Origin of the sequence: Pseudomonas sp. Y39-6, from assembly GCF_023651955.1 — a bacterium.
GTDB lineage: Bacteria > Pseudomonadota > Gammaproteobacteria > Pseudomonadales > Pseudomonadaceae > Aquipseudomonas > Aquipseudomonas veronii.
In genome coordinates this window covers 2518248-2535395 of the sequence record NZ_CP069594.1, presented here as the reverse complement: position 1 = coordinate 2535395, position 17148 = coordinate 2518248, and the positions used below count along the sequence as shown (strand labels likewise).

General features: G+C 54.7%; 20 protein-coding genes and 3 pseudogenes. 11 read left to right on the top strand and 12 right to left on the bottom strand.

Translation table 11 applies throughout. The annotated features are described in order from the left end of the window. Window positions 1-7 precede the first annotated feature (7 nt). From JN756_RS11715 to JN756_RS11705, 3 genes are all read right to left on the bottom strand, one after another. The gene (locus tag JN756_RS11715; protein WP_169850777.1) at window positions 8-754 is read right to left on the bottom strand and encodes an ATPase; all 747 of its coding nucleotides are present in this window, start codon (window positions 752-754) and stop codon (window positions 8-10) included. Next, window positions 751-999 carry a hypothetical protein gene (locus JN756_RS11710; protein WP_169850778.1) on the bottom strand — a complete coding sequence of 83 codons (249 nt, stop codon included), beginning with the start codon at window positions 997-999 and terminating at the stop codon, window positions 751-753. Before JN756_RS11710 ends, JN756_RS11715 begins: the two co-directional genes overlap by 4 nt. 185 nt (window positions 1000-1184) lie before the next feature. Continuing rightward, entirely contained in the window at window positions 1185-1442 is a 258-nt protein-coding gene (locus JN756_RS11705; protein WP_169850779.1) for a LasR-specific antiactivator QslA, read from the bottom strand. 160 nt (window positions 1443-1602) lie between these two features. On the opposite strand from JN756_RS11705, the gene JN756_RS11700 reads away from it, so the two are divergent. The 5 genes from JN756_RS11700 (at window position 1603) to JN756_RS11680 (ending at window position 6172) form a co-directional block, all read left to right on the top strand. Then, window positions 1603-1857, top strand: a complete 255-nt coding sequence (locus JN756_RS11700) for a helix-turn-helix domain-containing protein (RefSeq protein ID WP_046062023.1) — start codon at window positions 1603-1605, stop codon at window positions 1855-1857. A 115-nt stretch (window positions 1858-1972) separates the two neighbouring features. Then, window positions 1973-2929 carry a TIGR03756 family integrating conjugative element protein gene (locus JN756_RS11695; protein ID WP_169850780.1) on the top strand — a complete coding sequence of 319 codons (957 nt, stop codon included), beginning with the start codon at window positions 1973-1975 and terminating at the stop codon, window positions 2927-2929. Next, a complete protein-coding gene (locus JN756_RS11690; protein WP_201022112.1) occupies window positions 2926-4308 on the top strand; it encodes an integrating conjugative element protein in 1383 nt (460 codons plus the stop codon). The genes JN756_RS11695 and JN756_RS11690 overlap by 4 nt, the downstream gene beginning before the upstream one ends. A gap of 3 nt (window positions 4309-4311) precedes the next feature. Further along, entirely contained in the window at window positions 4312-4620 is a 309-nt protein-coding gene (locus JN756_RS11685; protein ID WP_169850782.1) for a hypothetical protein, read from the top strand. Window positions 4621-4630: 10 nt separating this feature from the next. Continuing rightward, window positions 4631-6172 carry a conjugal transfer protein TraG N-terminal domain-containing protein gene (locus tag JN756_RS11680; RefSeq protein ID WP_169850783.1) on the top strand — a complete coding sequence of 514 codons (1542 nt, stop codon included), beginning with the start codon at window positions 4631-4633 and terminating at the stop codon, window positions 6170-6172. Here the strand turns inward: JN756_RS11680 and JN756_RS11675 are convergent. Continuing rightward, window positions 6161-6559, bottom strand: a complete 399-nt coding sequence (locus JN756_RS11675) for a DUF3742 family protein (RefSeq protein ID WP_169850784.1) — start codon at window positions 6557-6559, stop codon at window positions 6161-6163. The two genes, JN756_RS11680 and JN756_RS11675, sit on opposite strands and share 12 nt — an antisense overlap. A gap of 447 nt (window positions 6560-7006) precedes the next feature. Between JN756_RS11675 and JN756_RS11670 the strand changes: the two genes are divergently transcribed. Next, window positions 7007-7336, top strand: coding sequence for a hypothetical protein (locus JN756_RS11670; RefSeq protein ID WP_169850785.1), 330 nt, complete (start codon window positions 7007-7009; stop codon window positions 7334-7336). A 132-nt stretch (window positions 7337-7468) separates the two neighbouring features. Then, complete coding sequence (locus tag JN756_RS11665) at window positions 7469-8431, top strand: ArdC family protein (RefSeq protein WP_169850786.1); 963 nt, start codon at window positions 7469-7471, stop codon at window positions 8429-8431. A 140-nt stretch (window positions 8432-8571) separates the two neighbouring features. Here the strand turns inward: JN756_RS11665 and JN756_RS11660 are convergent, their stop codons facing one another. Beyond that, window positions 8572-8766: a DUF7740 domain-containing protein gene (locus JN756_RS11660; protein ID WP_169850787.1), complete on the bottom strand. Its 195-nt coding sequence runs from the start codon at window positions 8764-8766 to the stop codon at window positions 8572-8574. A gap of 231 nt (window positions 8767-8997) precedes the next feature. Between JN756_RS11660 and mobH the strand changes: the two genes are divergently transcribed. Continuing rightward, window positions 8998-10722 carry a MobH family relaxase gene (gene mobH, locus JN756_RS11655; protein ID WP_169850791.1) on the top strand — a complete coding sequence of 575 codons (1725 nt, stop codon included), beginning with the start codon at window positions 8998-9000 and terminating at the stop codon, window positions 10720-10722. 221 nt (window positions 10723-10943) lie between these two features. On the opposite strand, the gene JN756_RS11650 is transcribed toward mobH, so the two are convergent. From JN756_RS11650 to JN756_RS11640, 3 genes are all read right to left on the bottom strand, one after another. Continuing rightward, window positions 10944-11138 carry a hypothetical protein gene (locus JN756_RS11650; RefSeq protein WP_169850788.1) on the bottom strand — a complete coding sequence of 65 codons (195 nt, stop codon included), beginning with the start codon at window positions 11136-11138 and terminating at the stop codon, window positions 10944-10946. A 39-nt stretch (window positions 11139-11177) separates the two neighbouring features. Continuing rightward, window positions 11178-11615, bottom strand: a complete 438-nt coding sequence (locus JN756_RS11645; RefSeq protein ID WP_169864707.1) for a hypothetical protein — start codon at window positions 11613-11615, stop codon at window positions 11178-11180. 273 nt (window positions 11616-11888) lie between these two features. Then, on the bottom strand, window positions 11889-12059 hold the full coding sequence (locus tag JN756_RS11640) for a transposase (protein WP_169850846.1): 171 nt from the start codon (window positions 12057-12059) through the stop codon (window positions 11889-11891). Window positions 12060-12113: 54 nt separating this feature from the next. Between JN756_RS11640 and JN756_RS11635 the strand changes: the two are divergent. The 3 genes and pseudogenes from JN756_RS11635 to JN756_RS11625 form a co-directional block, all read left to right on the top strand. Further along, window positions 12114-12492 (top strand): annotated as a pseudogene (locus JN756_RS11635) (site-specific integrase); the annotation flags it as partial. A 294-nt stretch (window positions 12493-12786) separates the two neighbouring features. Further along, entirely contained in the window at window positions 12787-13143 is a 357-nt protein-coding gene (gene tnpC / locus JN756_RS11630; protein WP_115128413.1) for a Tn3 family transposase post-transcriptional regulator TnpC, read from the top strand. Window positions 13144-13428: 285 nt separating this feature from the next. Next, window positions 13429-14579 (top strand): IS3 family transposase gene (locus tag JN756_RS11625; protein WP_104502081.1). Its coding sequence is split into 2 segments (ribosomal slippage): window positions 13429-13663 and window positions 13663-14579, totalling 1152 coding nucleotides; the frame shifts between segments, so codons are not numbered across the junction. Here JN756_RS11625 and JN756_RS11620 read toward each other — a convergent pair. The 4 genes and pseudogenes from JN756_RS11620 to copC form a co-directional block, all read right to left on the bottom strand. After that, a pseudogene (locus tag JN756_RS11620) lies at window positions 14576-14962 on the bottom strand (CopD family protein); the annotation flags it as partial. The gene JN756_RS11625 and the pseudogene JN756_RS11620 overlap by 4 nt on opposite strands. 17 nt (window positions 14963-14979) lie before the next feature. Next, window positions 14980-16130 (bottom strand): IS3 family transposase gene (locus JN756_RS11615; protein WP_104502081.1). Its coding sequence is split into 2 segments (ribosomal slippage): window positions 14980-15896 and window positions 15896-16130, totalling 1152 coding nucleotides; the frame shifts between segments, so codons are not numbered across the junction. Window positions 16131-16184: 54 nt separating this feature from the next. Continuing rightward, a pseudogene (locus JN756_RS11610) lies at window positions 16185-16721 on the bottom strand (CopD family protein); the annotation flags it as partial. 3 nt (window positions 16722-16724) lie between these two features. Then, complete coding sequence (gene copC / locus JN756_RS11605) at window positions 16725-17108, bottom strand: copper homeostasis periplasmic binding protein CopC (RefSeq protein WP_048388142.1); 384 nt, start codon at window positions 17106-17108, stop codon at window positions 16725-16727. Window positions 17109-17148 lie beyond the last annotated feature (40 nt).

Sequence of the window (17148 nt, the reverse complement as noted above, 5' to 3'; positions counted from 1 at the left end):
GTTTCGATCAACCCGGTAGCAAATCCTTGAACACCTTCTCCACGTAGGCTTGCATGAACCAGTCAGGGACCTCATCAGCCCTAAACTCAAGGTCTGTCCCGTCCGTTACTTCAGCGAGCAGCACCAGGTCCGCGCCGGAGTTATCAAAGATATAGGCCCGGTTAGAGGCTGCAATGGCAGCTGGTAACAGGTTCAGGCAACGACCGTAGCGCTGGACAATTTTTTCGGTCGGCACTGGATGCCCGCCGGCTGCAACACGGTTCTTGACCCTATTGATATTGATATCCGGGTCTTCAGTGGCGACAAAATAGAGGTAGGTGCGATATCCCGACGCTCTTGCCTTGAGCATAAAAGCGATTTTGTCCTCGCTAGACATCACCGTTTCGAAGGTGAACGACAATTGGGCTTCGAGGAGCTTGTGCCGGATGAAATCAGAGAGCACGGAAGCAAAATAGGAATTCATTGCCACGGTCTGAAAATTCAGGCCGTTGCTGCTGAAGTCTATTTTGGCCGCCTCTTCATCAAGCTGGGCCGACCAGATCAGGCGATGCGCCTTGATAAAACCGAGAACCTCATCACCTTCGGCTTCAAGCTGAAAATCGCTGAATTCCAGACGCCCGCCCTCTTTGGCAGCCTTTTCGATTTCATCCGGGTTGATATAGATGCCGATCAGGTGGGAAGGGACGGCACTCTTCATCGTGCTTTTGCCGGAACCGTTAGGACCGGCAAACATCCTCAGCCGAGGAACTGTCATGAGCAGTGACGCACCTTGATAATGCCACCCAAGGTCACTTTATGCTTGGGCTTGGCCACTCGAATAACCTTGTACTTACCATCAGCAGTCGTCTCAACGAGCATGCCGTCCATGACTTCCATCACGCTGAGTCCGGCCGCCAGCGCGTTGATATAGGCCGTATTGATCGCACCTTCAGCCATGGCTGGGATTTTACCCTCCAGTCGGCTCACCAGATCATCACTCAACACTTGGTCGGCTTTCATATCGCGCTCCACGTTCTCAGAGCGTGCAGAATCTGCACTTATCAGAATCCTAGCTACGTAAATCTGTTTATCACAGACCAACGCCACTTCTGTCAGATCTCCATTCTAGAGGAATGGAGCCTGGAACCATACCTTCCAGTAAATTTTCCCGTGTAGGCCATATCGTCAGGGTTGGAGCCGCACGGCTACGGTGAAACGCCTTGAAGCCGTTGCTGAATTCTCAATAAAAATCCTGCTTCGAAAGCATCCTGAGATTCTCCTGCCGGAAAAGTCTTACGTGCCTGCGCCAGTTCCCACCACAGCGGTACGTCACCAGGTGTATTGAGCCAGACCTGGGCGCATTGCACGCCACGTTCGATCATAGGCGCGAATTCGCTGCCCCACGGCGTCAAAAGACTCGGGCAGCCGTCCGCCGCCGGAATTGAAACGTAATTTTCGTCCATAGACACCTTAGCTTTCGATTTAATTATTAATGCTGGGTCTGTTCGAAGCAGCATAGAAACAAAACTGGCACTTCGCTTAAAGCATCAAAAAAGCGCCCGAATAGGCTCATGTAGACTATATCCCGTGGATTGAGAGTCCCTCAAGGCGCAGTTTGCGCGCATGACTCAAGACTACGAACAGCTCCGTCTGCAACTCGCGGAAAACATCCGCTCTATGCGACGCGTGAAGAACCTTACCCAGGAGCAATTGGCGCTCATGGCCGAGGTGGATCGTACCTACGTGAGTCAAATCGAACGAGGGGTAGGCAACCCGTCGTTATTGGTCCTCTGCAAACTCGCCAACATTTTCGAGATCAAAACGGATCAGTTACTCATCGAGTCTGACGCGCTTGCTCGTACGCTGAGCGCTGAATGACCATCTACTGATCTAGAAGGTCGCTGTAAACCGACAATCCTGCGTTCGGCTTTCTCACTGACACCCTCCTTTCGATCATTGAACCTGTCCAGGCCATACACCCAGAGCCTGGATCATGTTTGTTGCCTGCCCACACATTTCGCCCCAGAAGCTACATCCTTTGGTGATGAGCATTCTGCTGGCATCTGGGTTAAGCGTAGCGCTGGATACCGGCAACATTACCGCCTCGGTGCTTTCTCCGGACTGTCTTGAGTATAGGGTCGTCGGCATCTGTTTCTGGTTGCTCTGCACCCCCTTCGGCTGCACCGTGAAAACCTCAACTAAGGTTCGTCACTTCATTCCTGAGCTGGTGGTGTCGAGCTATGCCACCACCGGTGCCAATCCTTGGACCGAGATGGCCGCCCTATCCTCTCCTATCAGTGGTGCGGAAGGAGGCGGTAACCTGATCACGCCAAACACCCTGCGCGATAATCTGCCTCGTTTCAAAAACGTTGATGCCATCGGTCATCCAGGTGGCTGGGCCGCCACACAACTGGCCTCGCAATCCGGCTACGCCTGCGCCAGCGGCGCCACGGCGTTCATGCCTTACTACCTGAGCACTTTGGACTCACTGGCCTGGCGTCATGGCATCCCGGAAAGCCTTTACCCCGAGTCGCTGATACCGGGGGTCCGTGAAATCGGTCATCAGATCGCGGGAAACATGTGGGGCAACGTCTATCCCCGGCAAGGATTTCTGGTACAACCCGACGACTTCAAAGCCGCCGCGGTGATGGCGCAGCGAGCGGGTGACGTCATTACCCGCAACTGGCAACCGCACGTGTATGTCCCGCTCACACCCGTACCACGCGATGGTTATTGGCCGCCTGGCCCAATCGTTGAAAACGACGCTTCGACCCACAAATGGCAATTGCTCTCCCCTCTGGTTCAACCCACATGTGCCATCTTCCCCAGCGATCCGGTGCAGAGTGCGGATGGCGGCTACGCCTGGTCGCTGTGGCGTCCCTATAACTGCTGCAAGCGTGAGGGACAGACCTTCCTGTTCAGCATCGACTTCGAAGGTGGTGCTTCATGAGCCGGTTTCTCGCGCGATCATGGTTGAGCCTGGTGAGTCTATTGCTCTGCGGACTGCTCGGCATTGCCATGCATGCCCACGCCGCCGAAGGCGATTACCGCCTGGGCACTCAAGGCGAAGTGCTCGACGACCGGGTGATGTATACCATCGGTGGCGGCTCGGCAGCGGGCCCACCAAGTTCGCTCTATCGCCCCAACGGGCTCGGTATCGGCGCTTCATGGCGAGCGAACATGATGTGTGGAAACATGAGCCTCACCAACACCCTGCAAAACCAGCTGAACGGCGCCACCGAAGGCTTCCAGCAGATCATGGGCAGCATCGTGCAGAACGCGACCCAAGCCGTGATGTCGCTGCCGGCGTTGATCATCCAGCGCGCCAACCCCGGTCTCTATGAGTTACTGAGTAACGGGGTGATGCAGGGGCGTATCGACTTCGACCGCTCCAAACTGACTTGCCAGGCCATGGCCGAAAAAATGGCGGACAAGGTCGGTCAAGCCGGCTGGGGCGCGCTGGCCAAGAACCAGGAGATGCAGGGCAACCTGGAGCAAACCGGCGGTGATGCGGTGGCCGCGGTGAAAAACACCGAGGCCCATAACGGCAACAATGGGGTGTCCTGGGTTGGCGGGCAGAAGGCTGGAGGTAGCGGACAAACACCCATCCGGGCAACCTCCGATGTGGTGCACGCGGGCTACAACCTGCTGCATAACCGGTCGGTGGATGACAGCGCCTCGATCAGTAGCAGTGATTGCCTGGGCGGCGCTATTTGCCAGGCATGGACCTCACCCCAAGAGGAGTCCGAATGGGCTGTTCGAGTGTTGGGTGAGACCGAAGTCGCGACCTGCGACACCTGCGAAACCCTGCGGGCGACCGCGGGCAGTGGGTTGACGCCGCTGATCCAGGAGGCCTACAACGAACGCCTCAAGTCCCTGCAAGAGCTGCTGTCAGGCTCCCTGCCACCTACTCCGGACAACCTGGCCAAAGCCTCCAGCCCGATGCTGCCAGTGACCCGTGGTGTGATCGAAGCCCTGCGCGACGATCCTGATCAGGAACTCCTAGCGCGGCGCCTGGCCAGTGAGACGGCCCTGTCCAGCGTGCTCGACAAAGCGCTCCTGCTATTGCGCACGCTGCTGGCAGGCAGCCACGAACCGAACATCGCTTCCGCTGAGCCGGCTCAGACCGCCTTGACGAAAAACATCGACGTTCTGGAGCGCGAAATACGCCTGCTGCAGACCGAGTTGCAGGTCCGGCAGATGCTGGCCACCAACACCGCCAGCCTGGTGCTTGATCGGCATGCCGGTGGTGCCGATGCTTCGCGCACTGTCGAGCAAGGCGACCCCGAGCCCGGCCGACTCAACGACGCTGACACCAGGCGCAAGTGAGCGATGAAACGCCCGCAGCTATTCACTTTGCTTTCAAGTTTCGGGGTCGCCGCAGGAATGATCCTGGCCGCCGCACTGGTCGCCTGGATCGGCAGCACTGCGCTGGGTAGCTTCGAGGTCTGGCAGGACGCACTGGAATCCGCGAGGCATTATCTGTGGTGGTGGCGTGCCTTGCTCTACAGCGTCCTCTTCACACTCTGGTGGGACCTACTCAGGCGCTACCGAAATCGACCACAAGATCAACAGCGTGTGAAACGCATCGGAGTATTGGGGCTCGTGCTTTCTATCTGCTTCGAGCTCACCCGATTGTGAGGTCATCACTATGCTCATGAGCACCAACAGCTACCTGGAGTTTTACCTCTCCCTGCTGGCATGGATCATCAACAACGGTATCTGGAACGTCCTGTCCGATACTGGCCTGTTCGCCGCCCCCTTTGGTGCAATCATCTTGCAAGAATGGTTGTCGGCCCGTCAGCAAGGCGCGGATGAAGGCAACAAAGGATTGCTCTCGGTACCTCGAATCGAGAACCGGCTTTGGCTGGCCTACATTGTCGTATTGTTCGGCTGCGCGCCGGTCTTTCCGCTAAACCTCGCTTCAATGGCGTTCGACGATGCAGCGAGCCAACGCTGCGGTGTCAGCGTGGCCAAACCAGCGGAAACCGCCTGGGGTACCACTTTCAACACCATCGGAGAACGCTCTGCCAACGTGCCAATCTGGTGGTTTCTGGTGCACGCCTTGAGTAAAGGAGTGACCGCAGCGGCCACCGCCTCCATTCCCTGCGCACCGGACATCCGGCAGATGCGCATGGAGATCGACAGTTCGCGTATCGACAGTCAGGTCCTGCTGCAGGAGGTCGCCGACTTCACTCGTGACTGCTACGGCTATTCCCGTTCTCGGCTATTCACCAATCGCTCGCAGTTGGATAAAGCGCAAAGTCATGATGCGTCCTGGATCGGCTCAAGCTATTTTCTCGACACTCCGGGCTACTACGACACCGATCGCTCACGGACACCGCGAGTCAGTTGGCCCTACGATGAAACCCGCGATGTTTCCTTGCCACGGCTGGAGAATGGCGCGGGCTACCCCACTTGCAAACAGTGGTGGAGTGACAATGGTGTCGGGTTGCGCGAGCGCTTGATCGAGCAAGTCGACCCTTCGCTGCTGACTCAGCTAAAAGGTTGGTTGACTGGCCGTTCGAGTAACGAGATTGAGGACGCCACCCTGCGCGAACTGGTCAGCCCGCGCCAGCAATCTATGTCCATGTCGCCAGGACAGGTGTACCAGGACTATGGCTCCAGTGCTCGCGGTGGGTCGATCAATCAGGGGCTCAATAACCTGGCCACCAACACTGGGCTGGCTCTCGGTTCCTTCAGTAACTTCCCGGCGATGAATGCACTACGCGCTGCCCTGCCGATGGTGCAGGCTTTCCTGATCATGGGCGTCATCATCAGCTTGCCGCTGATCCTGCTGGTCAGTACCTACCAGTTGAAGACTGTCATGACAGTGACGTTCGCGCTGTTCACACTGCACATGCTGACCTTCTGGTGGGAGTTGGCCCGCTGGGTCGACTCCAGCATGCTCGACACCTTGTACAACCAAGTGTCGGCCTCCAATCAGATGCTGTTGTCCCTACCCACATCCGGATTTATGGATGGAACCGTGACGGCGCAGGTGATTGAATATGTGATGGGGGCGATGTTCATCGTACTGCCGATGCTGTTCCTTGGAGCCATGAGCTGGACGGGATATGCAGTAGGGAACGGGATACAAGGCATGCTGGCCAATGGCAGCAAAGCCGCAAGTGATTCAGCAAGCAAAGGTACGGATCAAATAATGGGGGCTGCTCAGCGCTCAATTAGATGACTTGCTGTCGCCGATATAATGCCCGTTGTCGTCGAAGTCACCGATGTAGAGGTCGGCACCGAGATAGTCTGGCCCGGTTTCCGCCTCTTTAAGATCTGCATCAATGGCAGCCTTGGACAACAGGAGACCAATCACAGCAATCATCGTTACGACAGAAGCGACCAACCAGAAACCGATAAAGAGCAAGCCAAGGAGGAGTGCCAGCTTAGTAATTAGAAAGGTCCCGCGAACCAATAGCCCACCCGCAGGCATACCTGTCGCCGCCGCACGTTTAGCTACGCGGGATTCAAATCCTTTCAACTTGCGATAACCACATTTTGCCGACATACCACATGCATAAGCCCAGCGGTGCGCGCGGGAAATTTGAACTGGCTGCTGAACCGGCATGGTTGCGCCCTCTTCTGAGCGTGTTCCTGTAGTAATCGAGATTACAGACTACTACTGAAAACCGCCCATGCTTAACCGTTTATCAGCTTGCTCGGTCGAAAAACCTTCTCTGGAAGACAGAAGACGCACCTCGTGCAGCAACGCCTCTAAGACCGTTGACCCATCCATATCATCCAGCTACATAGAGGGTACGGATCGCTGTATCGACAGCACCTTCCCAGGTAGCCAGAGCCTTCAAAGCTACGTCACTCCGGTGATGGTTCCCCCCCAAGTGCGATTAGCGTTCGGTGGCTCGCACGATCACGTTTCACTGTGATGAACGCCTACTGCTCTACCTAGCGTCTTTCGAGCTCGGCTCGTCCTAACCCCCTCTTGTTTTTCTTCAACCCACCGCGGGGACTTTCCCCTATGGGACAGGTTTCTTCGCGCTTTCAACGGAGGCACATCATGTCCGACTCACTCACAAGCGAAGCACTGAACACTCTGCGCTTGCCCGTTGTGTTCACTCCAGAAGCGTGGCAACACGTAGTATTGCCCGATGGTTCAAATCATCCTGAAAAACTGCAGCTCGATAGGCTGAGCAACGTCGTACGCGCAGCCTTCGAAGCTCACCTGGCCGATCCAAACGCGCCCTACGTGGTGTTTGAGGTAGCCAAGTTCGTCTCAGCGAGTGATGCAGATCATGAACCATTGCTGCGACTGAGCCTCAGCCTGCTTCAGGCATCAGACCAGCCTAACGTCTTATTGATAGCGCTTGCGGAAGAGCAGCAACGCTGAACGCAAACGGCCATACCCGGCCACTGATCCAACTCAGGCTATACGCAGCCCTGCACCAATCCAACCAACACCCACCGGGGATCCCTCCCCGACGGGCAAGGCGTTCCTCCGTGTTCTCTCGAGGAAAATGCCATGCGTAATATCTATCAAGACGTGACTGACAAAATTGTTGACGCGTTAGACCAAGGCGTAGCCCCATGGATCAAACCCTGGTCCTCAAGTGGCTTAACTGACGTCGCTCAGCACCAGCCCTATCCCGTCAACGCCATCACACAGCGTCCCTATTCGGGCATCAATTTACCGTTGCTGTGGGCCGAGGCCAGGTTGCAGGGGTTTACTCAAGATCGTTGGCTCACCTTCAACCAAGCCAAAAAAGCCGGCGGGCACATCCGTAAGGGTGAGCACAGCACCCTGGCAGTGCTCTACAAACCGATGGAACGCGAAGAACAGACCGAATCAGGCCAACCCGTACTCGATGAAAACGGTCAGCCCAAGGTCGCTCACTTTGGCATTCTAAGGACGCATTTTCTGTTCAACATCGAGCAAACGGAAGGGCTCGAAACGCTCAACGAAACCGTGCTCGAGACGGAACCGAGCGATCCCTTCTTCACCAACGGCGCTGCGGAAAATCTGTTGTTACTTTCGGGCGCAAACATCATTCATCGATTTGCCGACGAAGCCTTTTACCACCCGATCAGGGATCTCATCCAACTGCCGACAAAATCGCAATTCCACGATCAAGGTGGATACTACGCCACTGCACTTCACGAGCTGACGCACTGGACCGGGCATCACGCTCGATTGCAGCGCGAAGGCGTGACCTCACCTTGCCCATTCGGCTCGCCAGGCTATGCATTTGAAGAGTTGATCGCCGAAATGGGTGCGGCTTTTTTATGTGCTTATGCCGGCATTCAGGGAGAGCTGAGGCACGAGGGCTACATCGACTTCTGGCTCAGCCTGCTCAAGGCTGACAAGCGCGCAATCTTTCGCGCCAGTGGTCAGGCCCGCAGCGCCTCGGAATATGTGCTCAATCTGGAGCAGCAACTGAAGCAAGCGGTCTTGGATGACTCACTCTGCATGAACGATGGAGCTTGATCGTTACCTCACTGCTGCAAACGCGTCATAGGGCCCAACGTGAGTTGAGCCCTTTTTTCTGTTTCTAGAAAACAGACGGCATCGCGCCACGGGCGTCTCACGTAAAAAATAATAGATAGCCAGACTCCTACATCGAGCTATCACTCATCCAGACTCTGCGCCAGAAAATCCACCAGCTCGAGCGGACTTCGGCTGTCTATCACCTTGTAGATCAGATCACGTTTGCTGCGCGGTAACTTCTTGACCACGCTCTTCGCCGAGGCCCTGACAGCTTCGTCTGTTCCATGGATACGTGCCGCGAGCAGCAGTATGAGCGTGGCGTCAGTGAGGTTCATGGCAAGACCCGATAAAATTCGCACCGCAGTGTACCGACACTTTCCTTTTTCGTACCAGCACGCGCATCCAACAAAACGGCACCAGGACAAATCGATATTCCGATTACCGCACAAAGGGAAACGCGTCAAAAGGACCGGCAAGGGTTGGAAGGGAATGGGGAGTCAAGGGTAAGAGCCCTATCCGAAAAGGCTAAAAGGCCACTGACTCTGCCAGTTCCCGGGAGGACCATGATGCTCAGTCTGTTTCGGCACAAAAGGCAAAAGCCTCCTCCGCCACCAACCGTAAACGTCGCCGATGGGTACCTGCCCATCGAATCGTCCCAGAGCTTGTTAGCAGCCGAGCATCGCCGCCAGTTGCTTGATCGCATTTGGCAGTACACCGCCCTCTCCCATCCGCAATTCAGCCAGCTCTATTTAAATCCGATCCATCGATACGCCGAGCTGGTCCAGCAGCTTCCAGCCAGCGAGACGCACCACCATGCTTATCTCGGCGGCATGCTCGACCATGGGTTGGAGCTGGTCGCTTGTAGTTTGAAATTGCGTCAGTCGTATCTGCTTCCCACCGGCGCCGCACCTGAAGACCAAGCCGCCCAGACCGATGCCTGGTCAGCTGGCATTGCCTATGGAGCATTGCTCCATGACATCGGTAAGATCGCCGTGGACCTGCTGGTCGAACGCCAGGATGGCCGCATCTGGCATCCTTGGCAGGGTTCCCTGGACCAGCCGTATCGTTTCCGCTATTTCAAGGGGCGCGACTACCACTTGCACGGCGCGGCCGCAGGCTTGCTCTACACCCAGATTCTCGACCGCTCAATCCTCGATTGGCTCAGTGGATTTCCATCGCTCTGGGCCAACCTGCTGTATGTCCTAGCAGGTCAGTATGAACGTGCCGGCGTGCTGGGGGAGCTGGTGATGCAGGCAGACCGTGTTTCCACCGCACAGAACATCGGTGGTAACCCGAGCAAGGCGCTGCAAGCGCCGATCCATTCGCTGCAACATCACTTGATCAGCGGACTGCGTCATCTGGTTCAGCGCGAGCTGAAACTCAACCAGCCGGGTGCCGCGGGATGGCTGACCCAGGACGCACTGTGGCTGGTCAGCAAGACGGTCACGGACAAGTTGCGAGCCTATTTGCTGTCGCAATCAATTGAGGGCATTCCCTCGTCCAACCTCGCGGTGTTCGACGAGTTGCAATCGCATGGATTGGTTGAGTCCACGCCGGAAGGCAAAGCCATCTGGACTGCGCTAGTGGTTCAGGGAAACTGGCAGCAGAGCTTTACCTTTCTGCGCCTTCAACCGGCGCTGATTTGGGAAAACGAAGACCGGCCCGAGGCTTTCAGCGGAACGGTGAGCATTGCGACCCATGACCACTCAACTGACACCCCGGTACCAACACCAGCGCTCGAGACAGGCGGTGCAGGATCAGGTCAAAGTCAACCGCTGCCGGATACCCGGATGGTAGAGGATGCCGACTACCTCGGCGCGCTGCTGGACATGTTCGAATTGGAAGAGCCTGAGGCCAGCGACGCACTGTCAGAAAGTACTGTCGAAACTTCGACGCTTCAATCGGATAGCCCAGGCCAGACATTTCTGAATTGGGTCAAGGAAGGCATTCTCAGCCACAAGCTGATCATCAACGACAGCAAGGCCAAAATACACACGGTGGGTGGCAGCGTATTTCTGGTCACGCCTGGTCTCTTCCAACGCTACGCGCAGGAGTTTCCGGGCGCTTCGCAGGATTCAGATGGGGAGATTGAAGAATGGCGTAGGGTGCAAAAGCAGTTCGAAAAACTGAGAGTTCACAAGAAACGAGACAACGGTCTGAACATCTGGACATGCCACGTACAAGGTCCAAGGAAGAAAACCAACCTCAAGGGATATCTGATTGAGGAACCAAGGCTACTTTTTGAATTAATTCCACCCGACAATCCCTTTCTTAAAATCGAAAAAAGCTAAACATCCTGTGCCCATTGATGGGTCCGAAACGCAGAGTTGGACCCTGGAGAACCCTCGCTGCTTCATCGCCCCGTTATCCGTCCTAGCGGGCTTTGCGTCCAATGATGGATTGGACGGATTAAACCCGAGCTCCACCGCTCCCGCTGCGTTTAGGCACCTTTCAGACCCTGGCTGTAGCAAATTTTTAGCGGTCTCGCCTCTACCAGTTGAGTTGTATCGCCTTAGCTACCGTCGTCTTCGTATTGGTGAAGAAGATTCTCCAAGACGGCTTCAAACTCGTGCTGCGGTAATTTAGCCTTCAGTGCTGCCACCGTTTCAGAAGCGCTGCTGACAGCAGTTGCTTCATCCCTTCCAGTTCGTGAAGCCCACTCTCTAGCCGCATCTAATATGGTTTGCTCATCAAACTTCTCTCTCATGGCCGCGCCTCCCTTGAACTGACTTGACACCAACGACCGTCAAAATTTGAAAACCACATTGGCGCTAACCAGTTGCTGGTCATTGATCGTGACCTTACAAGCTCGACCTATTTCAGTTTTGTTATCACGAGCAAGGACAGAGTCACACTGTAGAAACACCTTCTTTCCTTCATACTCCCGCTGCACACCCGCTGTCGTCTTGCTCACCGGCTCCTTCATGAATTTCCGGTTCCAGGGCCCAAAGTAAATTTCAGGCTCTCCGCCACCGAAGAAACCCGACTCAGGAGTGGCACAGATCGTGCCCTCCATCCTCTCTCCGTCGATGATGTTTGCGTCCGTGTAACAGGAAATTAGGCCTTTCCCAGTGACAATTTCTGCTGGTCCTTTATTCAACCATGTCGGGGCGGTTACGCATCCAGCCAGCGTGACAGAAGCGAGCGTCATGGCTGCAAAGACAGGGCAGCGAAAATAGCTCATGGTTAAGTGTCCTTACTTTATGAAATCCCATCACCAATACCTTCAATCTCTGACTCTTTCAAGCTCAAGATCAGTAGGCGTAGGCCATGGCCCACTGAGCTAGTGAAGCAATTTTCAGCAAAATTGGAGTATCGCCTGGCAAGATAGCAGGCCGTTACTATGCTTGTATTTTCCTTTGGAGATGTCGACGCAATGTCTGGTGATTACTCTTTACCCGACCTCATCGAGAGGATTTATGCCAATCAACTAGCTCTAGAGGCCGCCTTGATGGAGCTAACCCTGCATGCTGAGCGGGGCATTGACGTCATGCTCACGAGCGATCAACGACACGGAGGCGCCAGGCTGGAGGGTCGCCTCGACGACTTGGCGTTTGAACGCCAGCGGGAAGTTGGGGCGGCGGCCGGTTCGACGGGCTAGGGCAACGGTATCCAAGATAGTGTCCACTAAAAAATGGTGTCCACTATCTTGGCTAATTTGGAGGGCTGTCAGGAGAGGGTGCTGGCCGGACGGTTACCATACAGCCATCAGCCTTGGAACAAGGGTAAGCTTGTCGGGCAGAAAGCCCCGCTCCGAGTCAGAGATATCTGGCAGGCTCCAGCTCGCGGAGAAGACACGGGATCTGGCCCTCTTCAACTTGGCCATCGACAGCAAGCTGCGCGCCTGTGACTTAACCAAGCTGCGAGTACGAGACATAGCCCATGGGGAACATGTGTCGTCACGGGCCATCGTGATGCAGCAGAAAACTCAGCACCCAGTCCAGTTTGAAATCACTGAGCAAACCCGAACGGTTCTGGAGGCTTGGATGCATCAGGCCCTCCTCCGCAGTGAGGACTTCTTGTTTCCGACCCGGTTGCACGGCTCAGATCATCTCTCCACGGGGTTATGCCGAGATAAAGGAAAATCAGGACATTCGCTCTGTAATATTATGATATTGCTATGATTTAAATTTTTTCTGCGTTTCCTTTCCTCGTCCCAAGTTTAGCCGTCTATGCTGAAGGTTTTGCTTTTCCTTGAGGGACGAACTCCATGGCCTCTCTGGAGCGGACAGCCTATCCGAAGCTGCCGGCGAATCTGTCGTCGAAAGAGCTTCATCAGAGCTATTCGCTCTCAGAGTCTGAGCTCCAATGCGTGCGAAACAGATGCCCAATAGCAAAGTTGAGGAGGCGAACTAATGCACATCCCGCCGGTTTCGTTTCGAGTGACACCCTATGGGGACGTCGATGCCAAGGCACTCGATTCTCTGCGCGCGAGCTACGACATCTCTCAATTACTTAACTTGGTGGACCGGCTAGATGCCTGTCTTGCTGAAATTGGTGGGATCGGCTGCATTAAGGACGACTTTTTACATCTACATGCCATGGCCATGACGATATTGGAAGGCTCCCCTCTCGCCGTAGCTACCGCTGATGTTGACAGTATTTGGGAGAAGGCGATCGCCCTTCAAGGGGATATTTCTGCCTTATGTTTTTGCTTGCAAACAGGCTCTAAACACTTGGCTCCTTTGGTAGCACTTGCTCCTGACTATTAGCGGCAAGGGTGCGGATTTTACCCCCCGGAGTCAACATGCTGGTGACAAACGAGTTGTGGCTTGAGAACCGTAGCGTTACGACAACATGGACGTTTGGCTCAACGCTCACAAAATTTGCGTTTGGAGCGTAGGCGCTCCAGGTAGCTGTGGACATTATGCGGATTATTAATGCTGCACCGTGCTCATATCCATCCCCGGGCTCAGGGTTCCTAGCCAAGCGACATGAATCGCCCCTAGTTTCGTAGACACCTCCAAGCCTTAAAATGAGGCCCATTAGGAGGTGCCATGAGCAACCAGCGTTATCCCGAAGAATTCAAAATCCAGGCGGTCAAGCAAGTGACCGAAAAGCAGCTTCCTGTCTCGGAGGTGGCTGCACGATTGGGTGTGTCTGTGCACAGCCTCTATGCCTGGGTTAAGCGCTACACCAAGCCTCAGGAACAGCGCGTTGAGGAGGATGATCAGAGCGCTGAGGTTCGTCGTCTACGTGCCGAGCTGAAACGGGTGACGGAGGAGCGAGACATCTTAAAAAAGGCCGCCGCGTACTTTGCCAAGGAGTGCGGCTGAAGTACGCCTTTATTAAGCAGCAAGCGGGTCATTACGCGATTCGACGGCTTTGCCTGACGCTCAAGGTTCATCCCAGCGGCTACTACGCGTGGCTATCAGAACCAAAATCTGCGCGAGCCAAGGACGATCAGCGACTGCTTGGATTGATCAAACACTCCTGGCTGGAAAGCGGTGGCGTTTATGGCTATCGAAAGATCCATGATGACCTGCGAGAGGTTGGTGAGAGCTGTGGCCGTCACCGGGTGGCTAGGTTGATGCGCCTTGAAGGTTTACGTTCTCAGACTGGGTATCGACGGAGGCCTGGAAAATACGGCGGTAAGCCAGCCGTTGCCTCACCGAACTTACTGAAGCGCCAATTCGATGTCAGAGAACCCAACAAAGTTTGGGTCACAGACATTACCTACATCCGAACATATGAAGGCTGGCTGTATTTGGCCGTGGTGCTCGATCTGTTTTCACGCCAGATCATTGGTTGGTCAATGAAGTCGCAGATGACCAGCGACGTAGCCATTGATGCACTGCTGATGGCGGTTTGGAGACGTAAGCCGAAGCAAGAGGTGATGATCCACTCGGATCAAGGCAGTCAGTACAGCAGCTCAGACTGGCGAAGCTTCTTGAAAGCTAACAACCTGGTAGCCAGCATGAGTCGTCGAGGTAATTGCCACGACAACGCTGTGGCGGAGAGCTTTTTCCAGTTGCTGAAGCGGGAACGGATCAAGCGTAAAATCTACACTACACGCCAGGATGCTCGAGATGATGTGTTCGATTACATCGAGATGTTTTACAACCCAAAACGACGCCACAGTTTCAACAATCAGCTGTCACCGGTAGAGTTTGAAAAGCGTTACGCAGCGAGCCTTGAGAGTGTCTAGAAAGCCCGGGGCGATTCAACAAGGCATACTATGACTACTGCAACGGAGAATTCAAGGATCATACTACGTCGTAAAGCATTGACGGCGACGGCATGGTCCCCTTCCTTGATTGAGCGTTCTAACAGTGGACTCAAATGGAATCGATTTAGCGTCGCTAATATAATCATCCCTGCGAAGAGCAAGACTTTCAAAAATAGCAGAGTGCCATAAGTAGTCATCATCACTTCGTCCAGGGTTGGGCCCACGATAAAGAGATAATTCACTACGCCAGTAATGCTTAAAGTCACAACAATTAGCGCGCCAGCTGATTCAAACCCAGTCAGGACTCGGGAGAGAACCCGTATTTCTTGTCCGCCATTTAGTCTTTTCGCACGCAGCAGTATGAATCGCCCCGGGCTTTCTAGACACTCTCAAGGCTCGCTGCGTAACGCTTTTCAAACTCTACCGGTGACAGCTGATTGTTGAAACTGTGGCGTCGTTTTGGGTTGTAAAACATCTCGATGTAATCGAACACATCATCTCGAGCATCCTGGCGTGTAGTGTAGATTTTACGCTTGATCCGTTCCCGCTTCAGCAACTGGAAAAAGCTCTCCGCCACAGCGTTGTCGTGGCAATTACCTCGACGACTCATGCTGGCTACCAGGTTGTTAGCTTTCAAGAAGCTTCGCCAGTCTGAGCTGCTGTACTGACTGCCTTGATCCGAGTGGATCATCACCTCTTGCTTCGGCTTACGTCTCCAAACCGCCATCAGCAGTGCATCAATGGCTACGTCGCTGGTCATCTGCGACTTCATTGACCAACCAATGATCTGGCGTGAAAACAGATCGAGCACCACGGCCAAATACAGCCAGCCTTCATATGTTCGGATGTAGGTAATGTCTGTGACCCAAACTTTGTTGGGTTCTCTGACATCGAATTGGCGCTTCAGTAAGTTCGGTGAGGCAACGGCTGGCTTACCGCCGTATTTTCCAGGCCTCCGTCGATACCCAGTCTGAGAACGTAAACCTTCAAGGCGCATCAACCTAGCCACCCGGTGACGGCCACAGCTCTCACCAACCTCTCGCAGGTCATCATGGATCTTTCGATAGCCATAAACGCCACCGCTTTCCAGCCAGGAGTGTTTGATCAATCCAAGCAGTCGCTGATCGTCCTTGGCTCGCGCAGATTTTGGTTCTGATAGCCACGCGTAGTAGCCGCTGGGATGAACCTTGAGCGTCAGGCAAAGCCGTCGAATCGCGTAATGACCCGCTTGCTGCTTAATAAAGGCGTACTTCAGCCGCACTCCTTGGCAAAGTACGCGGCGGCCTTTTTTAAGATGTCTCGCTCCTCCGTCACCCGTTTCAGCTCGGCACGTAGACGACGAACCTCAGCGCTCTGATCATCCTCCTCAACGCGCTGTTCCTGAGGCTTGGTGTAGCGCTTAACCCAGGCATAGAGGCTGTGCACAGACACACCCAATCGTGCAGCCACCTCCGAGACAGGAAGCTGCTTTTCGGTCACTTGCTTGACCGCCTGGATTTTGAATTCTTCGGGATAACGCTGGTTGCTCATGGCACCTCCTAATGGGCCTCATTTTAAGGCTTGGAGGTGTCTACGAAACTAGGGGCGATTCAGTAAAGCGAATGCGGCCAGAGCTCCCATCCAACCGCCGGCTGCCAGAAGGTGAAGAATATCGCTAATGAAATGTATATAACGACGATTGCCTTCGTCCATTGCGCCATGCCCTGTCCACGCTAGGGTAGCGAGAGCAATAGCACCGAAGACGGTAACCGCCCAAAGACTGAGGGTTGGGAGGCGCTTGTTAAGTGTGATGGCGATACCTGCCAGCACCAGGGCTGCTATTCGGACCATCCAGGTGAGCCCGACGTCGGTACCAGTTAGAACCATTTCGAAGATGTGATGGTGAAGCTCCATAAATTCTGAAACGCCGCTCATTGCTTTCGCAAGTAACAACATAGCGGCAAGAGACAGAAGTACACCAACAACTGCGGTGCCGAAAAGGAGCGACTCAAAGTTTAAGACAGCGCCGGACACTCGCTCTTTCCCCCGTAGGCTATACAAACCAAAAATGGCCAATCCAAACAGCAGCATGAGGTCCATATAAAGAGCGAAACGAACGGCGATGTTGATTGAGTCGCTCATGGATCATTTCACTTTAAAAGAAAAATTGCCGGTAATGGGATGAGTGTCGGAAGAGACTGCCCGCCATTCGACCTTATAAGTACCTGTGGTTAGCGGAGCGGCGGGCGTGATAACCATCATTTTCGGATCGTCGCCGCCGGCGACACCAGCCTTAACACCCATAGGTGAATTCGGCATACCCGGCATGTCAGTCATGATCAGTTTCGCTCCCGAGAACTGAGTCGTGAGGTTCTCCGAGAAGTGCAGCTCGATCTTGGAAGGTGCCGCAGACGTCGAGCCTTCCACTGGGGTAGAAGACACCAGTTTTGGATGCGCCTGGGCGATAGCGCTCACGAGCAAACCGACGGTAAGTGCAACAGCTACGGTAGTAGTTTTAAAGAATGACATGCAAGACTCCTCACAGCATAAGCTGTTGGTTCGAGGTTGG